Annotated in this window: 19 protein-coding genes; 11 read left to right on the top strand and 8 right to left on the bottom strand. The window is 36.9% G+C overall.

Annotation, left to right across the window (positions count from 1 at the left end):
- Positions 1-50: 50 nt before the first annotated feature.
- From C8270_RS15935 to trhA, 4 genes are all read right to left on the bottom strand, one after another.
- Positions 51-632, bottom strand: a complete 582-nt coding sequence (locus tag C8270_RS15935) for an SCO family protein (RefSeq protein WP_106497785.1) — start codon at positions 630-632, stop codon at positions 51-53.
- A 128-nt stretch (positions 633-760) separates the two neighbouring features.
- Entirely contained in the window at positions 761-1,000 is a 240-nt protein-coding gene (locus tag C8270_RS15930) for a hypothetical protein (RefSeq protein ID WP_106497784.1), read from the bottom strand.
- 162 nt (positions 1,001-1,162) lie between these two features.
- Positions 1,163-2,026, bottom strand: coding sequence for a metallophosphoesterase (locus tag C8270_RS15925; protein WP_106497783.1), 864 nt, complete (start codon positions 2,024-2,026; stop codon positions 1,163-1,165).
- 232 nt (positions 2,027-2,258) lie between these two features.
- Positions 2,259-2,894 carry a PAQR family membrane homeostasis protein TrhA gene (gene trhA / locus C8270_RS15920; protein WP_106497782.1) on the bottom strand — a complete coding sequence of 212 codons (636 nt, stop codon included), beginning with the start codon at positions 2,892-2,894 and terminating at the stop codon, positions 2,259-2,261.
- A 179-nt stretch (positions 2,895-3,073) separates the two neighbouring features.
- Here trhA and cbpB point away from each other — a divergent pair, with 179 nt between their 5' ends.
- The 3 genes from cbpB to C8270_RS15905 all read left to right on the top strand — a co-directional run bounded on the left by cbpB (position 3,074) and on the right by C8270_RS15905 (position 5,583).
- The gene (gene cbpB / locus C8270_RS15915; protein ID WP_106497781.1) at positions 3,074-3,514 is read left to right on the top strand and encodes a cyclic-di-AMP-binding protein CbpB; all 441 of its coding nucleotides are present in this window, start codon (positions 3,074-3,076) and stop codon (positions 3,512-3,514) included.
- Positions 3,515-3,687: 173 nt separating this feature from the next.
- The gene (locus C8270_RS15910; protein WP_106497780.1) at positions 3,688-5,178 is read left to right on the top strand and encodes an MDR family MFS transporter; all 1,491 of its coding nucleotides are present in this window, start codon (positions 3,688-3,690) and stop codon (positions 5,176-5,178) included.
- 156 nt (positions 5,179-5,334) lie between these two features.
- Complete coding sequence (locus tag C8270_RS15905) at positions 5,335-5,583, top strand: YkuS family protein (protein ID WP_106497779.1); 249 nt, start codon at positions 5,335-5,337, stop codon at positions 5,581-5,583.
- Positions 5,584-5,626: 43 nt separating this feature from the next.
- Here the strand turns inward: C8270_RS15905 and C8270_RS15900 are convergent, their stop codons facing one another.
- Positions 5,627-6,466, bottom strand: a complete 840-nt coding sequence (locus C8270_RS15900; protein ID WP_106497778.1) for a mechanosensitive ion channel family protein — start codon at positions 6,464-6,466, stop codon at positions 5,627-5,629.
- A gap of 382 nt (positions 6,467-6,848) precedes the next feature.
- Between C8270_RS15900 and C8270_RS15895 the strand changes: the two genes are divergently transcribed.
- From C8270_RS15895 to C8270_RS15865, 7 genes are all read left to right on the top strand, one after another.
- Complete coding sequence (locus tag C8270_RS15895; RefSeq protein ID WP_106497777.1) at positions 6,849-7,391, top strand: peroxiredoxin; 543 nt, start codon at positions 6,849-6,851, stop codon at positions 7,389-7,391.
- 118 nt (positions 7,392-7,509) lie between these two features.
- Positions 7,510-7,965 carry a TlpA family protein disulfide reductase gene (locus C8270_RS15890; RefSeq protein WP_106497776.1) on the top strand — a complete coding sequence of 152 codons (456 nt, stop codon included), beginning with the start codon at positions 7,510-7,512 and terminating at the stop codon, positions 7,963-7,965.
- A 229-nt stretch (positions 7,966-8,194) separates the two neighbouring features.
- Positions 8,195-9,946: an ABC transporter ATP-binding protein gene (locus C8270_RS15885; RefSeq protein WP_106497775.1), complete on the top strand. Its 1,752-nt coding sequence runs from the start codon at positions 8,195-8,197 to the stop codon at positions 9,944-9,946.
- Between the two features lie 13 nt (positions 9,947-9,959).
- Positions 9,960-11,798 (top strand): ABC transporter ATP-binding protein, encoded by a 1,839-nt coding sequence (locus tag C8270_RS15880; protein ID WP_106497774.1) that lies wholly within the window; start codon positions 9,960-9,962, stop codon positions 11,796-11,798.
- Positions 11,799-12,054: 256 nt separating this feature from the next.
- Positions 12,055-13,401 (top strand): cytochrome ubiquinol oxidase subunit I, encoded by a 1,347-nt coding sequence (locus C8270_RS15875; protein WP_106497773.1) that lies wholly within the window; start codon positions 12,055-12,057, stop codon positions 13,399-13,401.
- The gene (locus C8270_RS15870; protein WP_199794686.1) at positions 13,401-14,414 is read left to right on the top strand and encodes a cytochrome d ubiquinol oxidase subunit II; all 1,014 of its coding nucleotides are present in this window, start codon (positions 13,401-13,403) and stop codon (positions 14,412-14,414) included. Before C8270_RS15875 ends, C8270_RS15870 begins: the two co-directional genes overlap by 1 nt.
- A gap of 66 nt (positions 14,415-14,480) precedes the next feature.
- Positions 14,481-15,146: a potassium channel family protein gene (locus C8270_RS15865; protein ID WP_106497771.1), complete on the top strand. Its 666-nt coding sequence runs from the start codon at positions 14,481-14,483 to the stop codon at positions 15,144-15,146.
- A 347-nt stretch (positions 15,147-15,493) separates the two neighbouring features.
- Here C8270_RS15865 and rnjA read toward each other — a convergent pair whose 3' ends face one another.
- Together rnjA and C8270_RS15855 are read right to left on the bottom strand one after the other, a co-directional pair.
- Positions 15,494-17,161, bottom strand: coding sequence for a ribonuclease J1 (gene rnjA, locus C8270_RS15860; RefSeq protein WP_106497770.1), 1,668 nt, complete (start codon positions 17,159-17,161; stop codon positions 15,494-15,496).
- 3 nt (positions 17,162-17,164) lie between these two features.
- Positions 17,165-17,374, bottom strand: coding sequence for a DNA-dependent RNA polymerase subunit epsilon (locus C8270_RS15855; RefSeq protein WP_106497769.1), 210 nt, complete (start codon positions 17,372-17,374; stop codon positions 17,165-17,167).
- 899 nt (positions 17,375-18,273) lie between these two features.
- Here C8270_RS15855 and C8270_RS15850 point away from each other — a divergent pair.
- Positions 18,274-18,459, top strand: a complete 186-nt coding sequence (locus C8270_RS15850; RefSeq protein ID WP_106497768.1) for an HAD hydrolase family protein — start codon at positions 18,274-18,276, stop codon at positions 18,457-18,459.
- A gap of 42 nt (positions 18,460-18,501) precedes the next feature.
- Here the strand turns inward: C8270_RS15850 and def are convergent, their stop codons facing one another.
- Positions 18,502-19,053, bottom strand: a complete 552-nt coding sequence (def, locus tag C8270_RS15845; RefSeq protein WP_106497767.1) for a peptide deformylase — start codon at positions 19,051-19,053, stop codon at positions 18,502-18,504.
- Positions 19,054-19,258 lie beyond the last annotated feature (205 nt).

Raw genomic sequence — 19,258 nt, 5'->3', positions numbered from 1 at the left:
ATTGTCTTAAAAATTAAAACGGAGCGGTAAGTTTACTGCTCCGTTAAAAACTATTGCATATCTTTTATATCCTGAACGATTTTCTTCATATCGCCAGGCTTTCTACCGTCATATCGTTTAATTGCATTTCCTTCGGGTGATACAAGGAAAAAACTAGTTGCATGCATGAATTGATCTGAATCAGGAACTTTTTCTAAGGCAGATTTAAATGATTTAATGGAAAACTCTTTGATCGTATCAAAATCGTATCCTGTAAATAGGTGCCAATTGTCAAGGTTTGTCGCACCGCGTGATTTTGCAAACTCCGTCAGAGCCTCGGGGGTATCCCGTTTCGGATCAACACTGAAAGAAGCTAACTGGACATCGTTAAGACCAGCATCGCTTAACTGATTTTGTAATCGCACCATGTTGGAAGTCATAGGTGGGCACACTGTTTCACAATTTGTAAACACAAAATCTGCCACCCAGAATGAACCTGTGAAATCGTCTTTGCTAATCTTTTCGCCAGTTTGGTCCGTAAATGTAAAATCCTTTACCTTATAAGAAAAATCACCCTCATATTCCTCTCCACAAGCACTTAGAATAATCAAAAATAAGGCAAATGGCACTATTAATTTTAATATTCTCAGCATATGTATAGCCTCCATCTTAACGAAATCGTATTTAGTGTAGCATGTTTTTACTTAAAAAACTATGGATAAAGTGTTACGAAGTTCTTACTAAAAAGGTTTGACCCTTTATCTGGATCAAACCTGTCAACCTAATAATAGCCTTTATACGAATATGGATTATAATAACCATATCCATATGGGTATGGTTGGTATGGAGGGTAAGGTGGATACGGATAATAATAGCCACCAGGATGTAGTGCCCCATATAAGAAGGGTCCAAAAGCTAGACCAGTTAGAAAGGGCAATACGGGAAACCCTCGTTTCTCTGTATCTGGTTGGGATGGATACATGTACTGATTTTGATTAACGTGGCTAACCGGATAGTTCAAAGCAATCTCCCTTTCCTAAACGTTTCTCTGGTAGTTTATGCAACGATTTGAAAAGGGAGCATGTATTAAATAGATCCAGCTGAATTTTTCAATTATCTCATTGCGAGTCTTTTTGGTGGGGCGAACGGAGTGCAGTCCCAGAGATCTCCAGTTTGTACGTTGCTAAACGGGCGCTTGCGCTTTTCTTAGAGTAAATATGTGAAATTCTGGTTTACATAAAAAACGATATGGCAGTCTGGTTGTACCAATTCCTCTGCTAACATACAATGTTAGGTTTTTATTGTTGAGCAAATGTTTTCCTTGAACATATTTCTCAGCATATGCTGGTGTGTAGAGGTGACCAATAAAAGGAAATCGAACTTGGCCGCCATGACTGTGACCAGAAAGTTGCACATCAACAGGGAAATTAGCTGCCGTGTCCGCAAAATCAGGTTCATGGGCAAGTAAGATGGTAAATTGGTTAGGATTTGACTGCTTTAATGTTTTCTTTAGATCGGGTTTTCCAAGCATGAGATCATCAAGACCTGCTAGGATAATTTCATGATTTTCTTTTTCAATTGTGATATGTTGATTTTTTAATAGTTGGAAGTTGGCCTGATCCATTACCTTTTTAACAATATTTGTACCATAACCACCGTGATCATGGTTGCCATAAATCCAATACTTACCATGTGTAGCCGTTAATGAACGAAGTATTTCAATAAGTTTATTATTCCACTTATATGTATCCGGTTTATCAACAAGATCACCAGTAAAGACAATTAAATCGGGTTTTTGTTTGTTTATTTTTCCGACTAGTTCTTTTAGCTGTTCAAGTGAATAGTGAAACCCGACATGCGTATCGGAAAACTGGACAATTTTGAAGTTGCTGAAAGTGTTTGGGATCTTTGCAGAAGAAATTAATTCTTCGTTTATTTGCAGCATCCGTGGTTCAACATCACGTGCATAATAATACGTACCACCGCCAATTCCAAGTAATGCTAGCGTACTGCCAACTATTTTTTTCAAAAACGATCTTCTGTTCATAAGAGGTCAAACCTTTCTTCTCATCAAAAAGACACTATAATGTTTTATTATAGCATGGAAAAGACGGCTGTTTATATAATAATTAACTTTGTTTCATTCATTAAAATTATCTGTTAACTTTTGACTTTTTAATCTAAAAGCAATAAGATAGATGGTAAGAGTTAAAGCGCTTACAGAGGGGATGAAAAAATAAAAAAAGCGTGTTATCTAGGCGGAAGTAACACGCTTTTTTTCAAATTACGTAATAAAATATTGAGAAGAAATGAAAAGCGGATCCTGCTATGACGAACAGGTGCCATACTGCATGGTGAAAAGGAAAACTGCGCCACACGTAGAAAATAGCTCCGACTGTATAGAATAGCCCACCTGCAATTAATAAAAGAATTCCGTTTTCATCCATAATAGCCGTAAGTGGCCCCCAAACGAGCACGATCAGCCATCCCATTAAAATGTAAAATAAGGTTGATAAAACAAGGAATTTTTTCACGAAAAATATTTTAAATATAATCCCAAATATAGCGATTCCCCAAACCGTTCCAAATAAAATCCAGCCTAGATCACTTCTAAGATGAACAAGCAAAAGTGGCGTATATGTTCCAGCGATGAATAAATAAATGGATGAATGATCAAATATTTGAAAAATGTCCTTCCATTTTCCATCAGGCAAACTATGTACAATCGTTGAAGTTGCATACATGAAGAGCATTGTAACACCAAAAATAGTTACGGATACGATTTGCCAAGGATTGCCATTTAATGATGCGTTTACGATTAATAATACTAAGCCTGCAATGCTTAATAATACCCCGATACCATGTGTAACAGCATGGGCAACTTCTTCCTGTTTCGTATATGTGTGCGTAGTCATGAATTGTTCTCCAATCTGTTTTTTTATGACCTTTTTCTTATTATACTACGTTATGCAGCTTTTATAAAATGGTTATCTAAGCAAGGTTAAACATGTTTCTACACGTAAATTATGGTAAAATGAGGTTGTCGATGAAAAATTTCCTCCTTAATTTTTATCATGTAAAGGAGCGTTTATGTATGAGTACTACACAAGATAAATTATTGACTGATATTGTTATTGGTGATGTAATGATTCCTTCTGAAAAAGTAGCACATGTGCAATTAAATAATCCTTTGGAACACGCACTGTTGGTGTTAGTGAAATCAGGTTATTCAGCTGTACCTGTTTTAGATGTTGATTATAAACTAGTCGGTACGATAGGGAAAACAGTTATTTTAAATCAAATTTTAGGGTTGGAACGGTTTGAATTTGAAAAACTATCTGATATGCAGGTGCATGAGGTGATGAAAGTTGATATTCCGCGTTTAACGAAGGAAAAGAGCTTTATCGATGGTTTAAATACAGTAATTAATTATCCGTTTGTCTGTGTTTCAGATAATGAAGGTTTTTTTGATGGTATTGTCACGAGACGAGCGATCTTAAAACAATTGAAACGTGATTTATATACAAAAAGATGACTTAGTACAGCCCGTTTTGCTTTGAAGGTGAGACGGGTTTACAATGTATCTTTACTACCATTAGGTAAACCGAGCCCGTTTGGAATAGTTTGATTTTTTTGTGATTAAAAAGCGATGCAAAGACTTGGGCCTAATATATTTTTCTTAAGAATTGTTGTAAAGCTGGGATTAGAATGGGACACCAAAATGGGAAAACTAAAAAGCTTAAACGGCCATTTATTTTAGCATCTGTTATGTTAGGGATGTTTTTAGCAGCGATTGAGGCAACAATTGTTGCAACTGCTATGCCGAGTATTGTAGCAGATCTAGGAGGATTTTCTTTATATAGCTGGGTATTTTCAGCGTATCTGTTAACTAATGCTGCCACCGTATTAATTTTTGGTAAATTATCCGATATATTTGGTCGGAAGCCAATTTTTGTTATTGGTGTTATTATTTTTCTAACCGGGTCAACCCTTTCTGGATTCAGTACATCAATGGTGATGCTAATTATTGCTAGATTTATTCAGGGGTTTGGTGCTGGGGCGTTAATGCCGATTGCGACAACGATTGTTGGGGATATATACAATAAAGAGGAACGAGCTAAAATCCAGGGATATTTATCTAGTGTTTGGGGAATATCTGCTGTTACTGGTCCGCTGTTAGGTGGCTTTTTTGTTGACGTTTTAAGCTGGCGGTTTGTTTTTTGGATGAACATCCCACTTGGTTTACTCGCAATGTTCGGTATTATTTACTTTTTAAAAGAAGATATGGAAAAACAAGAACGATCAATTGATTATGCTGGATCTGTTTGGATTGTTATCGCTGTTAGTTCACTGATGTTTATCTTAGTTGAAGGCGGTATTAACATTGCATGGAATTCGCTAACTATGTATGGTTTAGTTGGCATTTCAGCGATTGGTTTTTTGCTGTTTGTTTTTCAGGAAAGACAAGCAGTTGATCCAATGATGCCGTTTGAAATATGGAAATTTCGCATCATTAGTGTTGCTAATTTGACGTCACTTACTACAGGAATGATCCTAATTGGAGTTTCCAGTTATTTACCAGCCTTTGTCCAGGGGGTCATGGGGGAATCAGCAACTGTTGCCGGCTTTACGCTGACAACGATGTCAATTGGTTGGCCGATTGCCTCTACAATAGCAGGAAGACTTTTATTAGTGATTGGGTACCGGAATACATCCTTAATTGGTGGTGTTTCCTTAGTTGTTGGTGGAATTCTGTTTTTCCTGTTATCCCCAGATAAAGGTCCTATTTGGGCAGGAACAGGTTCATTTTTCATTGGAGTTGGTATGGGGTTAACGAGTACATCGTTCATTGTAGGAATACAAAGTACAGTTGGCTGGGAAACACGTGGCATTGCAACTGCAGCCAACATGTTTATGCGTACACTTGGCAGTGCATTAGGCGCAGCGTTACTAGGCGGCTTACTAAATGGTCAAATAAAGTCATATATTGAAAAGAAAGGATTAGCAGATCATATTTCAGTAGATGCAGCCAACAATTTGTTAGAAAGTGGGAAAAGTACTTCGTTTTCCGAAGAGACAAATACAATTTTACAAGCAGGTTTAACTACTGGCTTACATATTGTTTACATGGGTTTACTCCTTTTAGCGATCATTAGTTTGTTATTACTCTTTTTTATGCCAAAGAAAAAGGATGAATAACTGAATGCTGTGGGGATTTAAGATCGATCATGAGCTCAACGCTAAATGCATCGATTGTGCATACATTTAGCAGATTAGCAATAACAGAAGTATAGCTTTTTCGTTTTGGGAAAAACTACGAAAGAATATTTTTTCCATGTAGAGGAGGCATTAGTTATGGCGCGCATTGGCGTTGAACAATCTTTAACAGACGTAAAAGAGGCACTAATGGAAATGGGACATGAAGTAGTAGATCTAAAAACGAATGACGATGTTGCCTATTGTGACTGTTGTGTTATCACAGGTCAGGATGAGAACGTAATGGGAATGTCTACTACTAGTATTGCAGGACCAGTTATTGATGCACGAGGTTATAATGCAGAAGATATTTGTCAGATGGTTGAACAAAAATTAAACCTTGAATGATCATAAAAAAGCCCAGCTCAAGGAAATTGAGCTGGGTATTTCATTATTTATTTTCCTGAATAAATACTTGTTGTGGAAATGGGATTTGTAAATTTGCCTGGTCAAATTCTTCTTTGATTCGTTTGCGCATGTCCCGTTCACAAGCCCATTGTAATCCGTTTTCGGTTTGTCCAACAACTCTTAGCACGAGGTCGTTCGTTCCAAGACTTTGAACCCCTAGGACGTTAGGGCCTTCTTTATATCGCTCGTCTGACTGGAACTCCTCGCAAACTTTTTCTAAAATGGTGATTGCTTCATTGACATTCTCATCATATTTTACAGTGAGATCAACGAGTGCCCGCATATTTCCACGGGAATGATTTGCAACCCCGATTATTTCGCGGTTCGGTATAAAATTCAATGTTCCATCAAAACTGCGAATTTTTGTTGTTCGCAATCCTACTTCTTCCACGATTCCATCATAACCGGCTGTAGTTACATAATCGTCTATTTCAATCTGCCGTTCCAATAGGATGAAAAATCCAGTAACAATGTCGCTCACAAGACCTTGCGCACCAAAGCCAATTGCTAAACCAATAATTCCTGCCCCAGCAAGTAGCGGACCAATCGGAATTGCAAAAATGGCAAATAACATCACAATAAATACAAAGATCATTACGTAACCGAAAACATTTACTAATAACTTTTCCAATGTTTTTACACGGCTAGGAGAGAGCTTTTCGTTTTTGCCCGCTTTCTGGAGCGATTTAGTAATAATTCTTTTTCCAATCGGAACAAAAAGAATAAACGCAAGAATTAATAGGATAATTTTAATTCCAATGGGTACGATGAGACTTAAAATACCACTGATATCAAGATTCAAACCATTTTCAAAAATCTTCATATGTACGAACTCCTTTCAATATTTAATCACAAAATCAACATTACTATCTTAACGAAGTGCGTGACTCTAATCAATAATTACCCGAATTTCCTTTTATTAAACAACAAATCGATCGGATTCTCAATTAATGGACATTAACTGCTGGTAGTGTTACGGTATTAATTGTTGAATCAATATGATGAAACTTTCATTACATGACACATCTTCTCACTATGTGACTAAAACAAATAATATTTGGGTATGATATTGACGTGATGTGTCAAATATATGACAAATAATCATCCTTTTTTATAGCAATTATTAATTAATATTGACTTAAAATAGGACGTTGTCTATAATTTGTAATGGAAATAAATTTTTATTTTAGCTGGAGGGATTATATATGGCAGAACGTATGGTAGGAAAACAAGCACCACGTTTTGAAATGGAAGCAGTAATGCCTAATAAAGAGTTTGGTAAAGTGAACTTAGAAGAGATTATGAAAGAAGATAAATGGACAGTTCTTTTCTTCTATCCAATGGACTTTACTTTCGTATGTCCAACAGAAATCACTGCAATGTCTGATCGCTATGAAGACTTTGAAGATTTGGATGCAGAAGTAATTGGTGTTTCAACTGATACTATCCATACACATAAAGCATGGATTAACACATCTCGTGAAGACAATGGCCTAGGTGATATCAACTATCCATTGGCAGCAGATCACAACCATGCGGTATCTAAGGATTATAGTGTTTTAATCGAAGAAGAAGGTGTTGCACTTCGTGGATTATTCATTATCGATCCAGAAGGCGAATTGAAATATCAAACAGTATTTGATAATAATATTGGCCGTGATGTTGATGAAACATTACGTGTATTACAAGCACTTCAAACTGGTGGCATGTGCCCAGCAAACTGGAAGCCTGGCCAAGAAACATTGTAAAGCGAATTGACATATAAATACTAAATAGGAGCTGACTCATAATTCCCTAATACGATAGATTTTTGTGGGTTAGCTTCTTTTTATTAGTAATGTTATTAGTACTAGAGGAGGAAAAGAAATGAAGCTAAAAGACCAATTGCCAGAATTAGAAGGCGCAACAGAATGGTTTAATGGTGAACCTATACAAAAAAGCGATCTAATTGGTAACAAACCTACATTAATTCATTTTTGGTCGGTAAGTTGTGGACTTTGTAAAGAAGCAATGCCGAATGTTAATGAATTTAGAGATGAATATAAAGATGAGTTGAATGTTATTGCTGTTCATATGCCTCGTTCAGAGAAAGATTTAGATCTTGATCAAATTAAAGAAGTTGCAGATGAACATGATATAACACAACCGATCTTTGTAGATAATGGACATAAGTTAACCGATGCTTTTGAAAATCAATACGTACCTGCTTATTATGTATTTGATGAAGAAGGACAATTAAGACATTTCCAAGCCGGTGGTGGCGGTATGAAAATGCTACGCAAACGTGTGAACCGCGTACTAGGAAAAACAGAAAAAAAATAAGGATCTGCAAAAGGCACCTGCTATTAACAGTAGGTGTCTTTTTGATTAATCAAAGGCGGGAAGACCCAGTTGGTGCGTTTTTTATATGAACGTTGCTATTTCAACGGGTATTTTTTTATGCATTTTTTATTTTAGAAAAAATATAAAAATTAAGTAAAAAGAGTAGCAATTTATTTCGTAACCCGTTATATTAGTAATTATGAAAAGTACATCAAGAGGAGGGGGAAAATTGGATACATTAAAAAAACTAAAGCAGTTTTATTGGCCTTTTAGAAAATATTTTTTCACATCGTTATTCTTTTTGCTGTTTGTAACGGCGATAACGGTTGTGTATCCAATCATACTGCAAAAGACAATTGATGATGTAGTATTGAAAGATCGCTTATCGTTGATACCGTATTTAGCAGTTGCTTTTTTGATTGTGATGATTGTAAAAGGTTTTGCAACATTTTTTCATCAATATTTAGGGGAATTATTTGGAATTACATCTGTTTATAAACTGCGGGAAGCCCTATATGAGAAGTTGCAAGTATTATCATTTACGTACTATGATAATGCGAAAACAGGGGACTTAATGTCACGATTGACTGCGGATGTGGAAGGGTTCCGCTTTTTCCTGTCAGTAGGATTTGCCGAACTCCTTCGCATCACACTGTTAATTATCTTTAGTTTGGCAGTGATGTTTTATTATTCTGTTCCACTTGCGCTCGTGACAATGGGGGCGATGCCGTTTTTGGCTGTCGTTGTTTTTCAATTTGAGAAACGTGCACATCCTGCTTTTAAAAGAATACGAAAATCATTTGGTCGCTTAAACACAAGAGTACAAGAAAATATCAGCGGTATGAACACAGTGAAATCATTATCAAGGGAAGATTTTGAAATTGGTCGGTTTTCATCCAGCAATGATAATTATCGACAAAACTATTTAAAAACGTCAGAAATTTGGGCAAAATTTTTCCCGTTAATGGAGTTTATTGGCAATGTTTGTGCTGTAGCATTGTTGGCATTCGGTGGTTATCTCGTGATAACGGAACAAGTCATGGTTGGGGAACTTGTAGCATTCTTTAGTCTTGTCTGGTACATCTTGGGACCACTGATGAACTTAGGGTTTGTCATTAATTTATTTTCTCAATCGAAGGCTTCGGGTGAACGGATACTCGAAATTCTCGAGGCAAAAGAGGATATTGTGGAACAAGAAAATGCAATTGATACGACAGTTAAAGGTCATGTTACGTTTCGTGATGTTACATTAACTTATACAGAAAATGATGATACAGCATTAAAGAATATTAATTTTGATGCACCACCAGGAAAAGTAATTGGGTTAATTGGGGCAACCGGTTCAGGAAAAACAAGCATCACACAACTTATAACCCGTTTTTATGAACCAGAAGAGGGAGAAGTTGTAATTGATGAAAAACCAGTTACAGACTATAAATTAAAAGCGCTACGTAAGCATATTGGCTTTGTTTTGCAAGAATCCTTTTTGTTTTCTACAAGTATTCGAGCAAATATTGCGTACGGCAACCCTGACATCAACGAGGAAAAAATTATTGATGCAGCAAAGCGAGCACAAGCACATGAATTTATCATGGAGATGCCTAATGGCTATGATACGATGCTAGGTGAACGTGGTATGGGGTTGTCAGGTGGTCAGAAACAACGAATCGCAATCGCACGGGCAATCTGTATTAATCCAAGTATATTAGTCTTAGATGATGCAACATCTGCCGTTGATATGGAAACAGAGTTCAAAATTCAAAAGGCACTAAAAGAGGTTATGCATGGTAGAACAACCTTTATCATCGCACACCGGATTTCCTCATTGAAACATGCGGATGAGATTTTGGTTCTTGAAGATGGAAAGATTGTTGAACGTGGGGTACATGATATTCTCGTTCATAATCAAGGACCATATCAACGCATCTATGATATTCAGTATCAAGATCGTGAAGCAATTATGAGTACGGTCCATTCATAAGGGGGGAGAAAAATTGGCTCAACAGAAAACATTACTAAAGAGTCGCCATTTGAAACGATTCCATTATACAGTTGATCATGCGGTCGAAAAATCTTTCAACTGGAAGCAGTTATGGCGTCTTCTCGTTTATTTAAAACCATATGCGAAAACGTATTTGCCTGGCGCAATCATCGCAATGTTAGTGTCTACTGCAGTAAGGTTAGCTGTACCAATACTAATCGGTAAAGTTGCAATAGACATCGCGGTTAAAAATAAAGATACAACGATGTTAACGTATCTTGTTATCGGAATTGGCTTCCTTTATTTACTTAATTATCTCGGGAACATATTTCGCATAAAATGGGTCAATATTTTAGGTCAGAACGTTATCTTTGATTTGCGGAAACATTTATTTTCCCATGTTCAGCGTTTATCCCATCGCTTTTTTGATTCCAGGTCTGCTGGTTCGATCCTTGTTCGGATTATGAACGATATTAATTCCCTGCAAGAACTTTTTACGAATGGGATTATTAATTTGCTAATGGACGTTGTTACCTTAGGGGGAATAGTAGTTATTTTGCTTGTGTTAAGTCCGAAGTTAGCACTAGCAATTATGGTTATTATCCCAATCATGTTTTATATCTCAACTAAACTACGCCGGACTATTCGTAAAGCATGGCAAAATACTCGTATTCAGCAATCAAGATTAAACTCACATCTAAATGAAAGCATTCAAGGTATTCGGATTACACAATCATTCTCTCAGGAAAAAGAAAACGCCGAATTTTTTGATGGAATTAATACAGACAACTTTGAGAGCTGGCGAGTGGCAACCAAGAAAAGTGCTTTATTTCGTCCATTTGTTGATTTGAGTAATGCAATTGGAACGATTATCTTAATCACGTATGGTGCCTATTTAATTTTGCAGGGTCCTGCTAATGGAGGAATTGAGATTGGTACATTTGTATCGTTTGCCTTTTTTCTGGGGATGTTTTGGGAACCGATTTCCAGATTGGGACAAATGTATAATCAGCTACTGATGGCAATGGCTTCATCGGAAAGGATTTTTGAGTTTTTAGATGAACAGCCAAATGTAGAGGACAAAGCGAATGCATATGAATTTACTGATATGAAGGGTCATATTCAATTTGACCAAGTTCAGTTCTCCTATGATGAGGAACGGATTGCATTGCATGAAGTGTCACTTGATATCAAAGATGGTGAAACGATTGCGCTTGTTGGCCATACCGGAAGTGGTAAATCAACCATTGCTAACCTAATTAGTAGATTTTATGATCCGACAAAAGGGATCGTACGAATTGATGGACACGATTTACGCGACGTAAGACTAGATAGTTTGCGTCAACAAATCAGTGTCGTATTACAAGATACGTTTATCTTTTCTGGAACGATTAAGGAAAATATCCGCTTTGGTCGCCCCGATGCTTCGGATCATGAGGTGATTGAAGCTGCTAAAGTCGTTGGGGCTGATGAATTTATCCAGCGGTTGGCAGACGGTTATGAAACAGAGGTAGAAGAACGGGGAAATATTTTGTCAGCAGGGGAGCGACAGTTATTATCGTTCGCAAGGGCATTGCTTGCTGATCCAAGGATTTTAATACTTGATGAAGCAACTGCAAGTATTGATACAGAAACAGAGGTTAAGATTCAAGCTGCCTTACGCAGACTCCTAAAGGGGAGAACAGCAATTATTATTGCCCACCGTCTATCAACAATTCGAGATTCTGATGAAATTTTTGTATTACAACAAGGGAAAATTTTAGAACACGGTAATCATCAACAATTAATGGAATATAAAGGCGAATATTTTGATTTAGTAAAGTCACAATTCCAAATGCTTGATGCAATGTAGGTTTAAGACAGTCTCTTCTAATATGGAAGAGACTGATTTTTGTGTAAGACGTTAAGATGTGACAGATGTCACACAACTGTCATGAAAAAGGGCTGTTTTTCAAGTGTTAAGGGTTTATACTATGGGTACAGTGAAAATATAAATCTAGTAGTCATTTGCAGTTTTAGGTTTTTTGGAGTCTTTAACATGTGGATGGCTTCAATCTAGGTTAAGATTGTGCAATATTGAGCATAAACTAGTTAGGAGGGTAACACCAATGGAATTTGATAGTGTTTTAATGAGTAGAATGCTTACCGCAATGACACTTGGGTTTCATATTATTTTTGCAACAATTGGTGTAGGGGTACCTGTCATGATTTCGATAGCGGAATTTATTGGGATAAAGAAAAAAGACCCGCATTATCGGATGCTTGCACGAAGATGGACGAGAGGATTTGTTATAACCGTTGCTGTCGGAGTGGTAACAGGTACCGCGATTGGTTTACAACTTTCATTATTGTGGCCGAACTTTATGCAAGTTGCTGGAAATGTTATTAGTTTACCATTATTTCTAGAGACATTTGCCTTTTTCTTTGAGGCTATTTTTTTAGGTGCATACCTTTACACATGGGATCGCTTTAAAAACCCAATCACACATTGGCTCCTTTCGATTCCTATCGTGATTGGATCTAGTTTTTCCGCGGTGTTTATTACAACGGTCAATGCTTTTATGAATACACCGACAGGCTTTACAATGGAAAATGGGAAAGTAACGTCAATTGACCCGATACAAGCAATGCTGAATCCTGCAACACCAACAAAAGTGTTTCACGTATTAAGTTCATCTTATTTAACGTCAGCGGCTGTTCTTGCGGCAATTACTGCTTTTATTATCTTGCGGAAGAAGTCGTCAGCCTATTATAAAAAGGCGTTAAAATTAACGGTGACAGCGACTTTCTTATTTGCTGTTTTAACCGCTATTGCTGGTGATGCATCAGCGAAGTTTTTAGCGGAACATCAGCCCGAAAAATTGGCGGTTGCTGAATGGCATTTTGAAACAGAAAAAAGTGCTGATTTAATTTTATTTGGGTATTTGAATGATGAAAATGATGTAATAAACGGTATTCACTTGCCAGGTGTATTAAGTTTTCTGGCGAATGGTGATTTTAATAGTGAGGTTACTGGTTTGGACCAATTTCCTGAAGATGAGGTTGCGCCGTATTGGGTTCACTATATGTTTGATCTGATGGTAATGCTTGGTATGTTTGCTTTGGCTGTTTCTCTTATATATTTGATTTTCACCAAGGTAAAAAAATGGAATGAGCATGCAAAATGGTTGCTTATCTTGCTTATAGCAAATGGTCCATTAGCGATGCTTGCCTTAGAATTTGGCTGGATTTATGCCGAAGTGGGGAGGCAGCCATGGATTTTACGTGGTTATATGAAAGTGGAACATGCAGCCACAACGTCACCACATGTTGATATTATGTTCTTTTTATTCCTGGCGCTATACATTTTATTAGGTGTGCTATGTGTCGTTGTACTACGAAAAATGTTTCGCAACAATCCGGTAGAACAAGAACTTGAGGAACGTTATCCAGGTATAGAAGGGGATGATCAATAATGAGTTATGAACTCATTGGTATAACCGTACTATGGATTTTTCTTTATGGATATCTAATAGTCGCTTCCATCGATTTTGGTGCAGGGTTCTTCGCATATTACGCTAAAATAACGAAGAAGGATCATATTATCAACCAATTAATTTCCCGTTATTTATCTCCTGTCTGGGAAGTAACCAATGTGTTTTTTGTGTTTTTCTTTGTTGGACTTGTTGGATTTTTTCCAGATGCAGCCTATTATTATGGTAGTGCACTGCTAGTACCAGGAAGTATTGCTATTGTATTGTTAGCCATTCGAGGGTCATTCTATGCCTTTGAAAATTATGGGTCAAAGAAGAGTAATATCTATATGTTTCTTTATGGTGCGACAGGTTTGTTGATTCCGGCATCATTATCAATTGCTTTAACGTTATCTGAAGGTGGTTTTATTGTTGAAACAAACGGGGAGGTTTCTTTGCTGTTTAATGAGCTGCTAACTAGCCCTTATTCATGGAGCGTCGTATTCTTAGCAATTGTCTCCGTTCTGTTTATTAGTTCAACATTTTTGACGTTTTACGCTGCACGTGCCAATGATAAGCCTGCACTAAAATTGGTGAAAAACTATGCATTGTTTTGGAGTGTTCCTACTATTATTGCAAGCTTGACAACGTTTATTGCACTTAGTCAGCACAATGAAAGACATTATCAAAACATGATTGATTTGTGGTGGATGTTTGGTTTATCAATCGGCTTCTTCATGATTGCAATGTGGCTTATTTTTCAAGGCAAGCGTTACGGACTTGCGTTTATCTCAGTCATGCTACAGTTTTTCTTTGCATTCTTTGGATATGGAATGGGACATTTACCATATCTGCTGGACCCGTTCATTACAATATATGAAAATGCAACCCATCAATCAATGGGAATTGCGCTAATCATTGCATTTATTGGGGGCTTATTCTTACTCATCCCATCATTGTTACTACTCATGAAAATGTTCTTATTTGATGCCGATTACGTAAAAGGAAAAAAATAATCGTATACCAAACTGATATATTGTATGATAGACTATAGATTGAATTCGGATGATGGGGGAAGTAGTATGAAACGTGATTTTGCTGTAATCGGGTTAGGTCGATTTGGTGGCAGTATTTGCCGGGAACTAAGCATGGAAGGAATGGAAGTTCTAGCGATTGATGTTGACGAAGATAAGGTAAATGAATTTAAGAATATAGCTTCACATGCTGTTATCGCTGACTCAACAGACGAAGCAACCTTAAAAGACTTAGGGATAAAAAACATTGACCATGTTATTGTTGCGATTGGTGATAATATACAAGCGAGTATCTTAACGACCGTTGTACTGACGGATTTTAATATCAAGAAAATCACGGTCAAAGCACAAAATGATTACCATGAAAAAATACTCAATAAAATTGGCGCAGACCAGGTTGTTCATCCTGAGCGTGATATGGGAAAACGCATTGCCCATAATATCATTTCGAACAATATTCTGGATTACTTGGAGCTTTCGGATGATCATAGTATTGTGGAGGTCAAAGTAGGCGAGAAAATGCGCGGCAAATCGCTTGTTGATCTTGATATCCGGGCTAATTATGGTTGTAACGTTGTCGCAATTAAGCGGGGTAAAGATATTAATGTTTCCCCAAGTGCTGAAGATTTGCTTCGGAACGAGGATGTTCTAATTGTCATCGGTGCCGATAAAGATATATCAAGATTTGAAAAACACCTAGTAGTAGATGAATAATTCAAGTGCTTTAAATCTGCATCCCTTTGATGCAGGTTTTTTTATAGGATTCTAGGTTATCGAGTATACCTGAAAAAGCTGGTAATTTTTATCCAATAACAGAAGGGCAAACCAACAATTATTGACGCGGCAATTGATGATCAAGCACCACTACCAGGAAAAATAACTTATGATCAAGCGGTAAGTTATGGACAATTTTTGATAAAAGAATTTTTTACAAATGGCAAGGTTGAATTTCCTGATTTAGGGAAATTAACTAGAAGATTATTGTAAGCCATCGCTCTAATATAGAATGAATAAGAAAAGGGATGACATTGTATCTAATGTCATCCCTTTTCCATCTCTGTTTATACTTCCATAATGATCGGTAATATCATTGGCCGACGTTTTGTTTTGTCATAGAGGAATGGTGCAATTGTATCGGTGATTTCATTTTTAATTTCAGACCATTGTGTTGTTCTGCGTTCCATTACTTTTTCTAAATGTGCAGATACAAGTTTTTGAGCTTCGTTAATAAGGTCCTCTGACTCTCTCATGTAGACAAAGCCACGTGAAATAATATCTGGACCAGAAGAAATTTTAAATTCCTTCATGTTAATACTAACGACGACAATAACAAGTCCTTCCTCAGATAGTATACGGCGGTCACGTAATACGATGTTACCAATATCACCAATTCCGCTTCCATCAACATAAATTGACCCGGAAGGAATTTTTCCAGCAACCATGGCATTGTCTTTACCCAACGCTAGAACATCACCATTATCCATAAGGAAACTATTAGCTGGTTCAATTCCACAAGCTTTGGCAAGTTTCGTATGTTCAACCTGCATTCTGAACTCACCGTGGATTGGCATGAAATACTTCGGTTTGATAAGGCGAAGCATCAGTTTTTGTTCTTCCTGACTACCATGTCCAGATGTATGAATATTGCTTAATTTTCCATGGATTACGTCAGCACCTGCGCGGTACAATTTGTTAATCGTACGGCTGACACTAATTGTATTTCCAGGGATTGGAGACGATGAAAATACAACCGTGTCACCAGGAATAATCTGGATCTGTCTATGTGTGCCATTTGCAATACGCGATAATGCTGCCATTGCCTCACCTTGTGAGCCGGTACAAAGAATCGTCACTTCATTTGCTGGTAAACGATTGATTTGATTGGCATCAATAAATGTATCTTTAGGTGCACTAATGTAACCTAATTCTTGTCCGATCGTGATCGATGACTCCATACTACGACCGAAAACAGCAATTTTACGGTTATGTTTTACTGCTGATTCAACTACTTGCTGAAGGCGGTAAATATTAGATGCGAATGTGGCGAAAATCAACCGACCTTCCGCACGACTAAAGATATCATTGATGCTTTCACCAACAACACGTTCGGACATTGTAAAACCTGGAATTTCACTGTTTGTACTATCAGAGAGCAAGCATAGTACACCTTCTTCACCAATTTCAGCCATTTTTGTTAAATTGGCTGGTTCTCCAACAGGGGTGAAGTCAAATTTAAAATCGCCAGTATGCACAACATTTCCCGGTGGTGTTTTTACAACGATACCAAATGAATCAGGAATGCTATGTGTCGTTCGGAAGAAGCTTACAGAAGTTTTGCGGAATTTAATAACATCATCTTCTCCGATAACATTTAATTTAGCATTTCTTAATAGACCATGCTCGTCTAATTTGTTTCTGATTAAACCGATCGCAAGTTTTCCAGCATAAATTGGCACATTAATCTCACGTAAAAGAAATGGAATACCTCCAATATGATCTTCGTGACCGTGAGTTATAAATAATCCTTTAATTTTATCTTGGTTTTGTACTAAGTAGGTATAGTCGGGAATAACATAATCGATACCTAGTAATTCATCTTCAGGAAATTTAATCCCAGCATCAATTAAGATTATTTCATCTTGAAATTGTACACCATATGTGTTCTTACCAATTTCCCCTAAACCACCTAATGCAAAAACCGCTGTCTGATCATTTTTTACAAACTTCATAATCTAGACGGTCTCCACTTTAAAAAGATCAGATTGTTTTTCGTATTCTAAATGTGCGTCATCTAATGCTTGGATAAACTCAATATTTAGTTTGCGATCTATAAGTTTATCACGTACTTCACGTTCTGTTTCTGCCTCGATATATAGGCTCTTTGTGCGTTCCCGTACAGGGATTTCGCTTGGATTTTCTTGATATAATACTTTAAATATCATTTCATCTCTCCTACCTTTTTTCTTTAATCTTTGTTTGAAGAATGAAGTATAAAAAAACGGTGGCCATCAAGATTTAGCGATTAGCCAAGCATTTTTTAAATACTTAAATAAGCCCGACAATAGGGTTAACAATCACTTATTAAATAAACTGGATAACAAGCGAGCATGTCAACCCGATTGTCTGCATTAATTGTTAAATTCCGCAGCATGGTTGATTCATTTGATATTGTTTACTTTAAACTTTTGTAAACCGGGTAACCCGACACATTAACGGGCGATTACGCTTTTGTTCTGTGATTGGTTCCATCAATGGTAGTCTTTTTCACAAGTTGTTGGTACACGTCCTCTGCCTAAAAAATCCTTCCAGCGTTTTTTCAGCTTTTCTTTTAGGCGTTTTAACATGATGGGTCGCATCTCCTTCCTTATCATTAAGAAAAGTAAAGCAAAAATATTCTACCGATCCAATCCCTCTTAACTACAGTATAGTACTGTTTGAAAAATAATGAAATAAAAATACTATATTTATCCTAAAAAAGTTCATTTTTACTATAAATTATGTCTGATGAACATACTTGGTAACCTGAAAATTTCCTTTATCTACATTTTTCACTTAGAATGGTTTCTTATACGAGGTAGTTTATGGGTATCTACAAGTGAAAGTTCATTCACAAAAAAAGCTTTGGTAGCTTAAAATTTGACTATCCTATAGTTAATACCGATTATTATCGAGGTAACATGATTTACCAAGCATTATTATTTTGTGGGAAGGAGGAAGCTTCTATTATAAGTGATCATCAAGAACTTCGCTTTATTCGCTGGCATGATTATTCGTGTGATGTTTTTCCCCGAGGTGGTTCGAAGGCTATCGGTGTGTACAAAAATTAATCGATGAAAGCGGGATGGAACCTAGAAATACATTCGCTTTTGGTGATGGTTTAAATGATATAGAAATGTTAACAGAAGTAGGAACGGGAATTGCCATGGGGAATGGAGTTTCTGAGTTAAAAAAAGTGGCAGATTATGTGACGGTTGATGTTGATGAAAATGGCATTGTAAAAGGGTTACAACAGTTTGGTTTGCTATAAATGAAATAGGCTGCGAGACAGGTTCTCGCAGCCTATTTTGTATTATTCAATAGCTTTTGCATCTTCTGGAATAGCAAATGGGGTTGTTTGATTAATGTGATCATAAAACATAATACCATCAAGATGATCGATTTCATGTTGAAAAACAATTGCTGCATAATCACGCAAACGTAATTTTATTGGATTGCCTTCTAAGTCTGTTGCTTTGATCGTAATTCGAGCATACCTCGGCACATAACCTTCCACTGTTCGGTCAACAGAAAGGCATCCCTCACCACTCGTTAGGTATGCTTTTTCAACAGAATGGCTAACAATCTTAGGGTTTAACAAACCATATGAATACCATTTCCCTTTAAAGTCTTGAAAATGGACGGCGATCATGCGTTTAGAAATCCCGAGTTGTGGTGCTGCTAAACCTACACCTGGTCGTAATTCGTAATCACAGGCAATTTTATCGTCTTGGCTATTTTTTAGAAAATCAAGCATATCTGCTAATAATTTGTTTTCTTGTTCAGTTGCAGGAAGGTCAACTTCTTTTGCTACATCTCGTAATGATGGATGGCCCTCTCTTACAATATCCTTCATTGTTAGCATCATTTACACTCCTAATCTATGCAATTTCATGATAATGGCGACCAAAATGAACGTTGATTTTAGAGATAGTATAAAAATTCGGCTCTATTTTGCTCGGGGGCAAGGTAAGCCATGTCTAGCTCCAGCGCCCAGCGACTAGTGAATTTCCTTCTCCTCCTTACGATAAGTCAACATCGATTCGCTATCGCTCATCGTGTTTCCTTTA

Source organism: Lentibacillus sp. Marseille-P4043 (genome assembly GCF_900258515.1).
Classification (GTDB): domain Bacteria; phylum Bacillota; class Bacilli; order Bacillales; family Amphibacillaceae; genus Lentibacillus_C.
The sequence above is the reverse complement of the archived record's forward strand: the minus strand, read 5'-3'. Positions and strand labels throughout refer to the sequence as shown.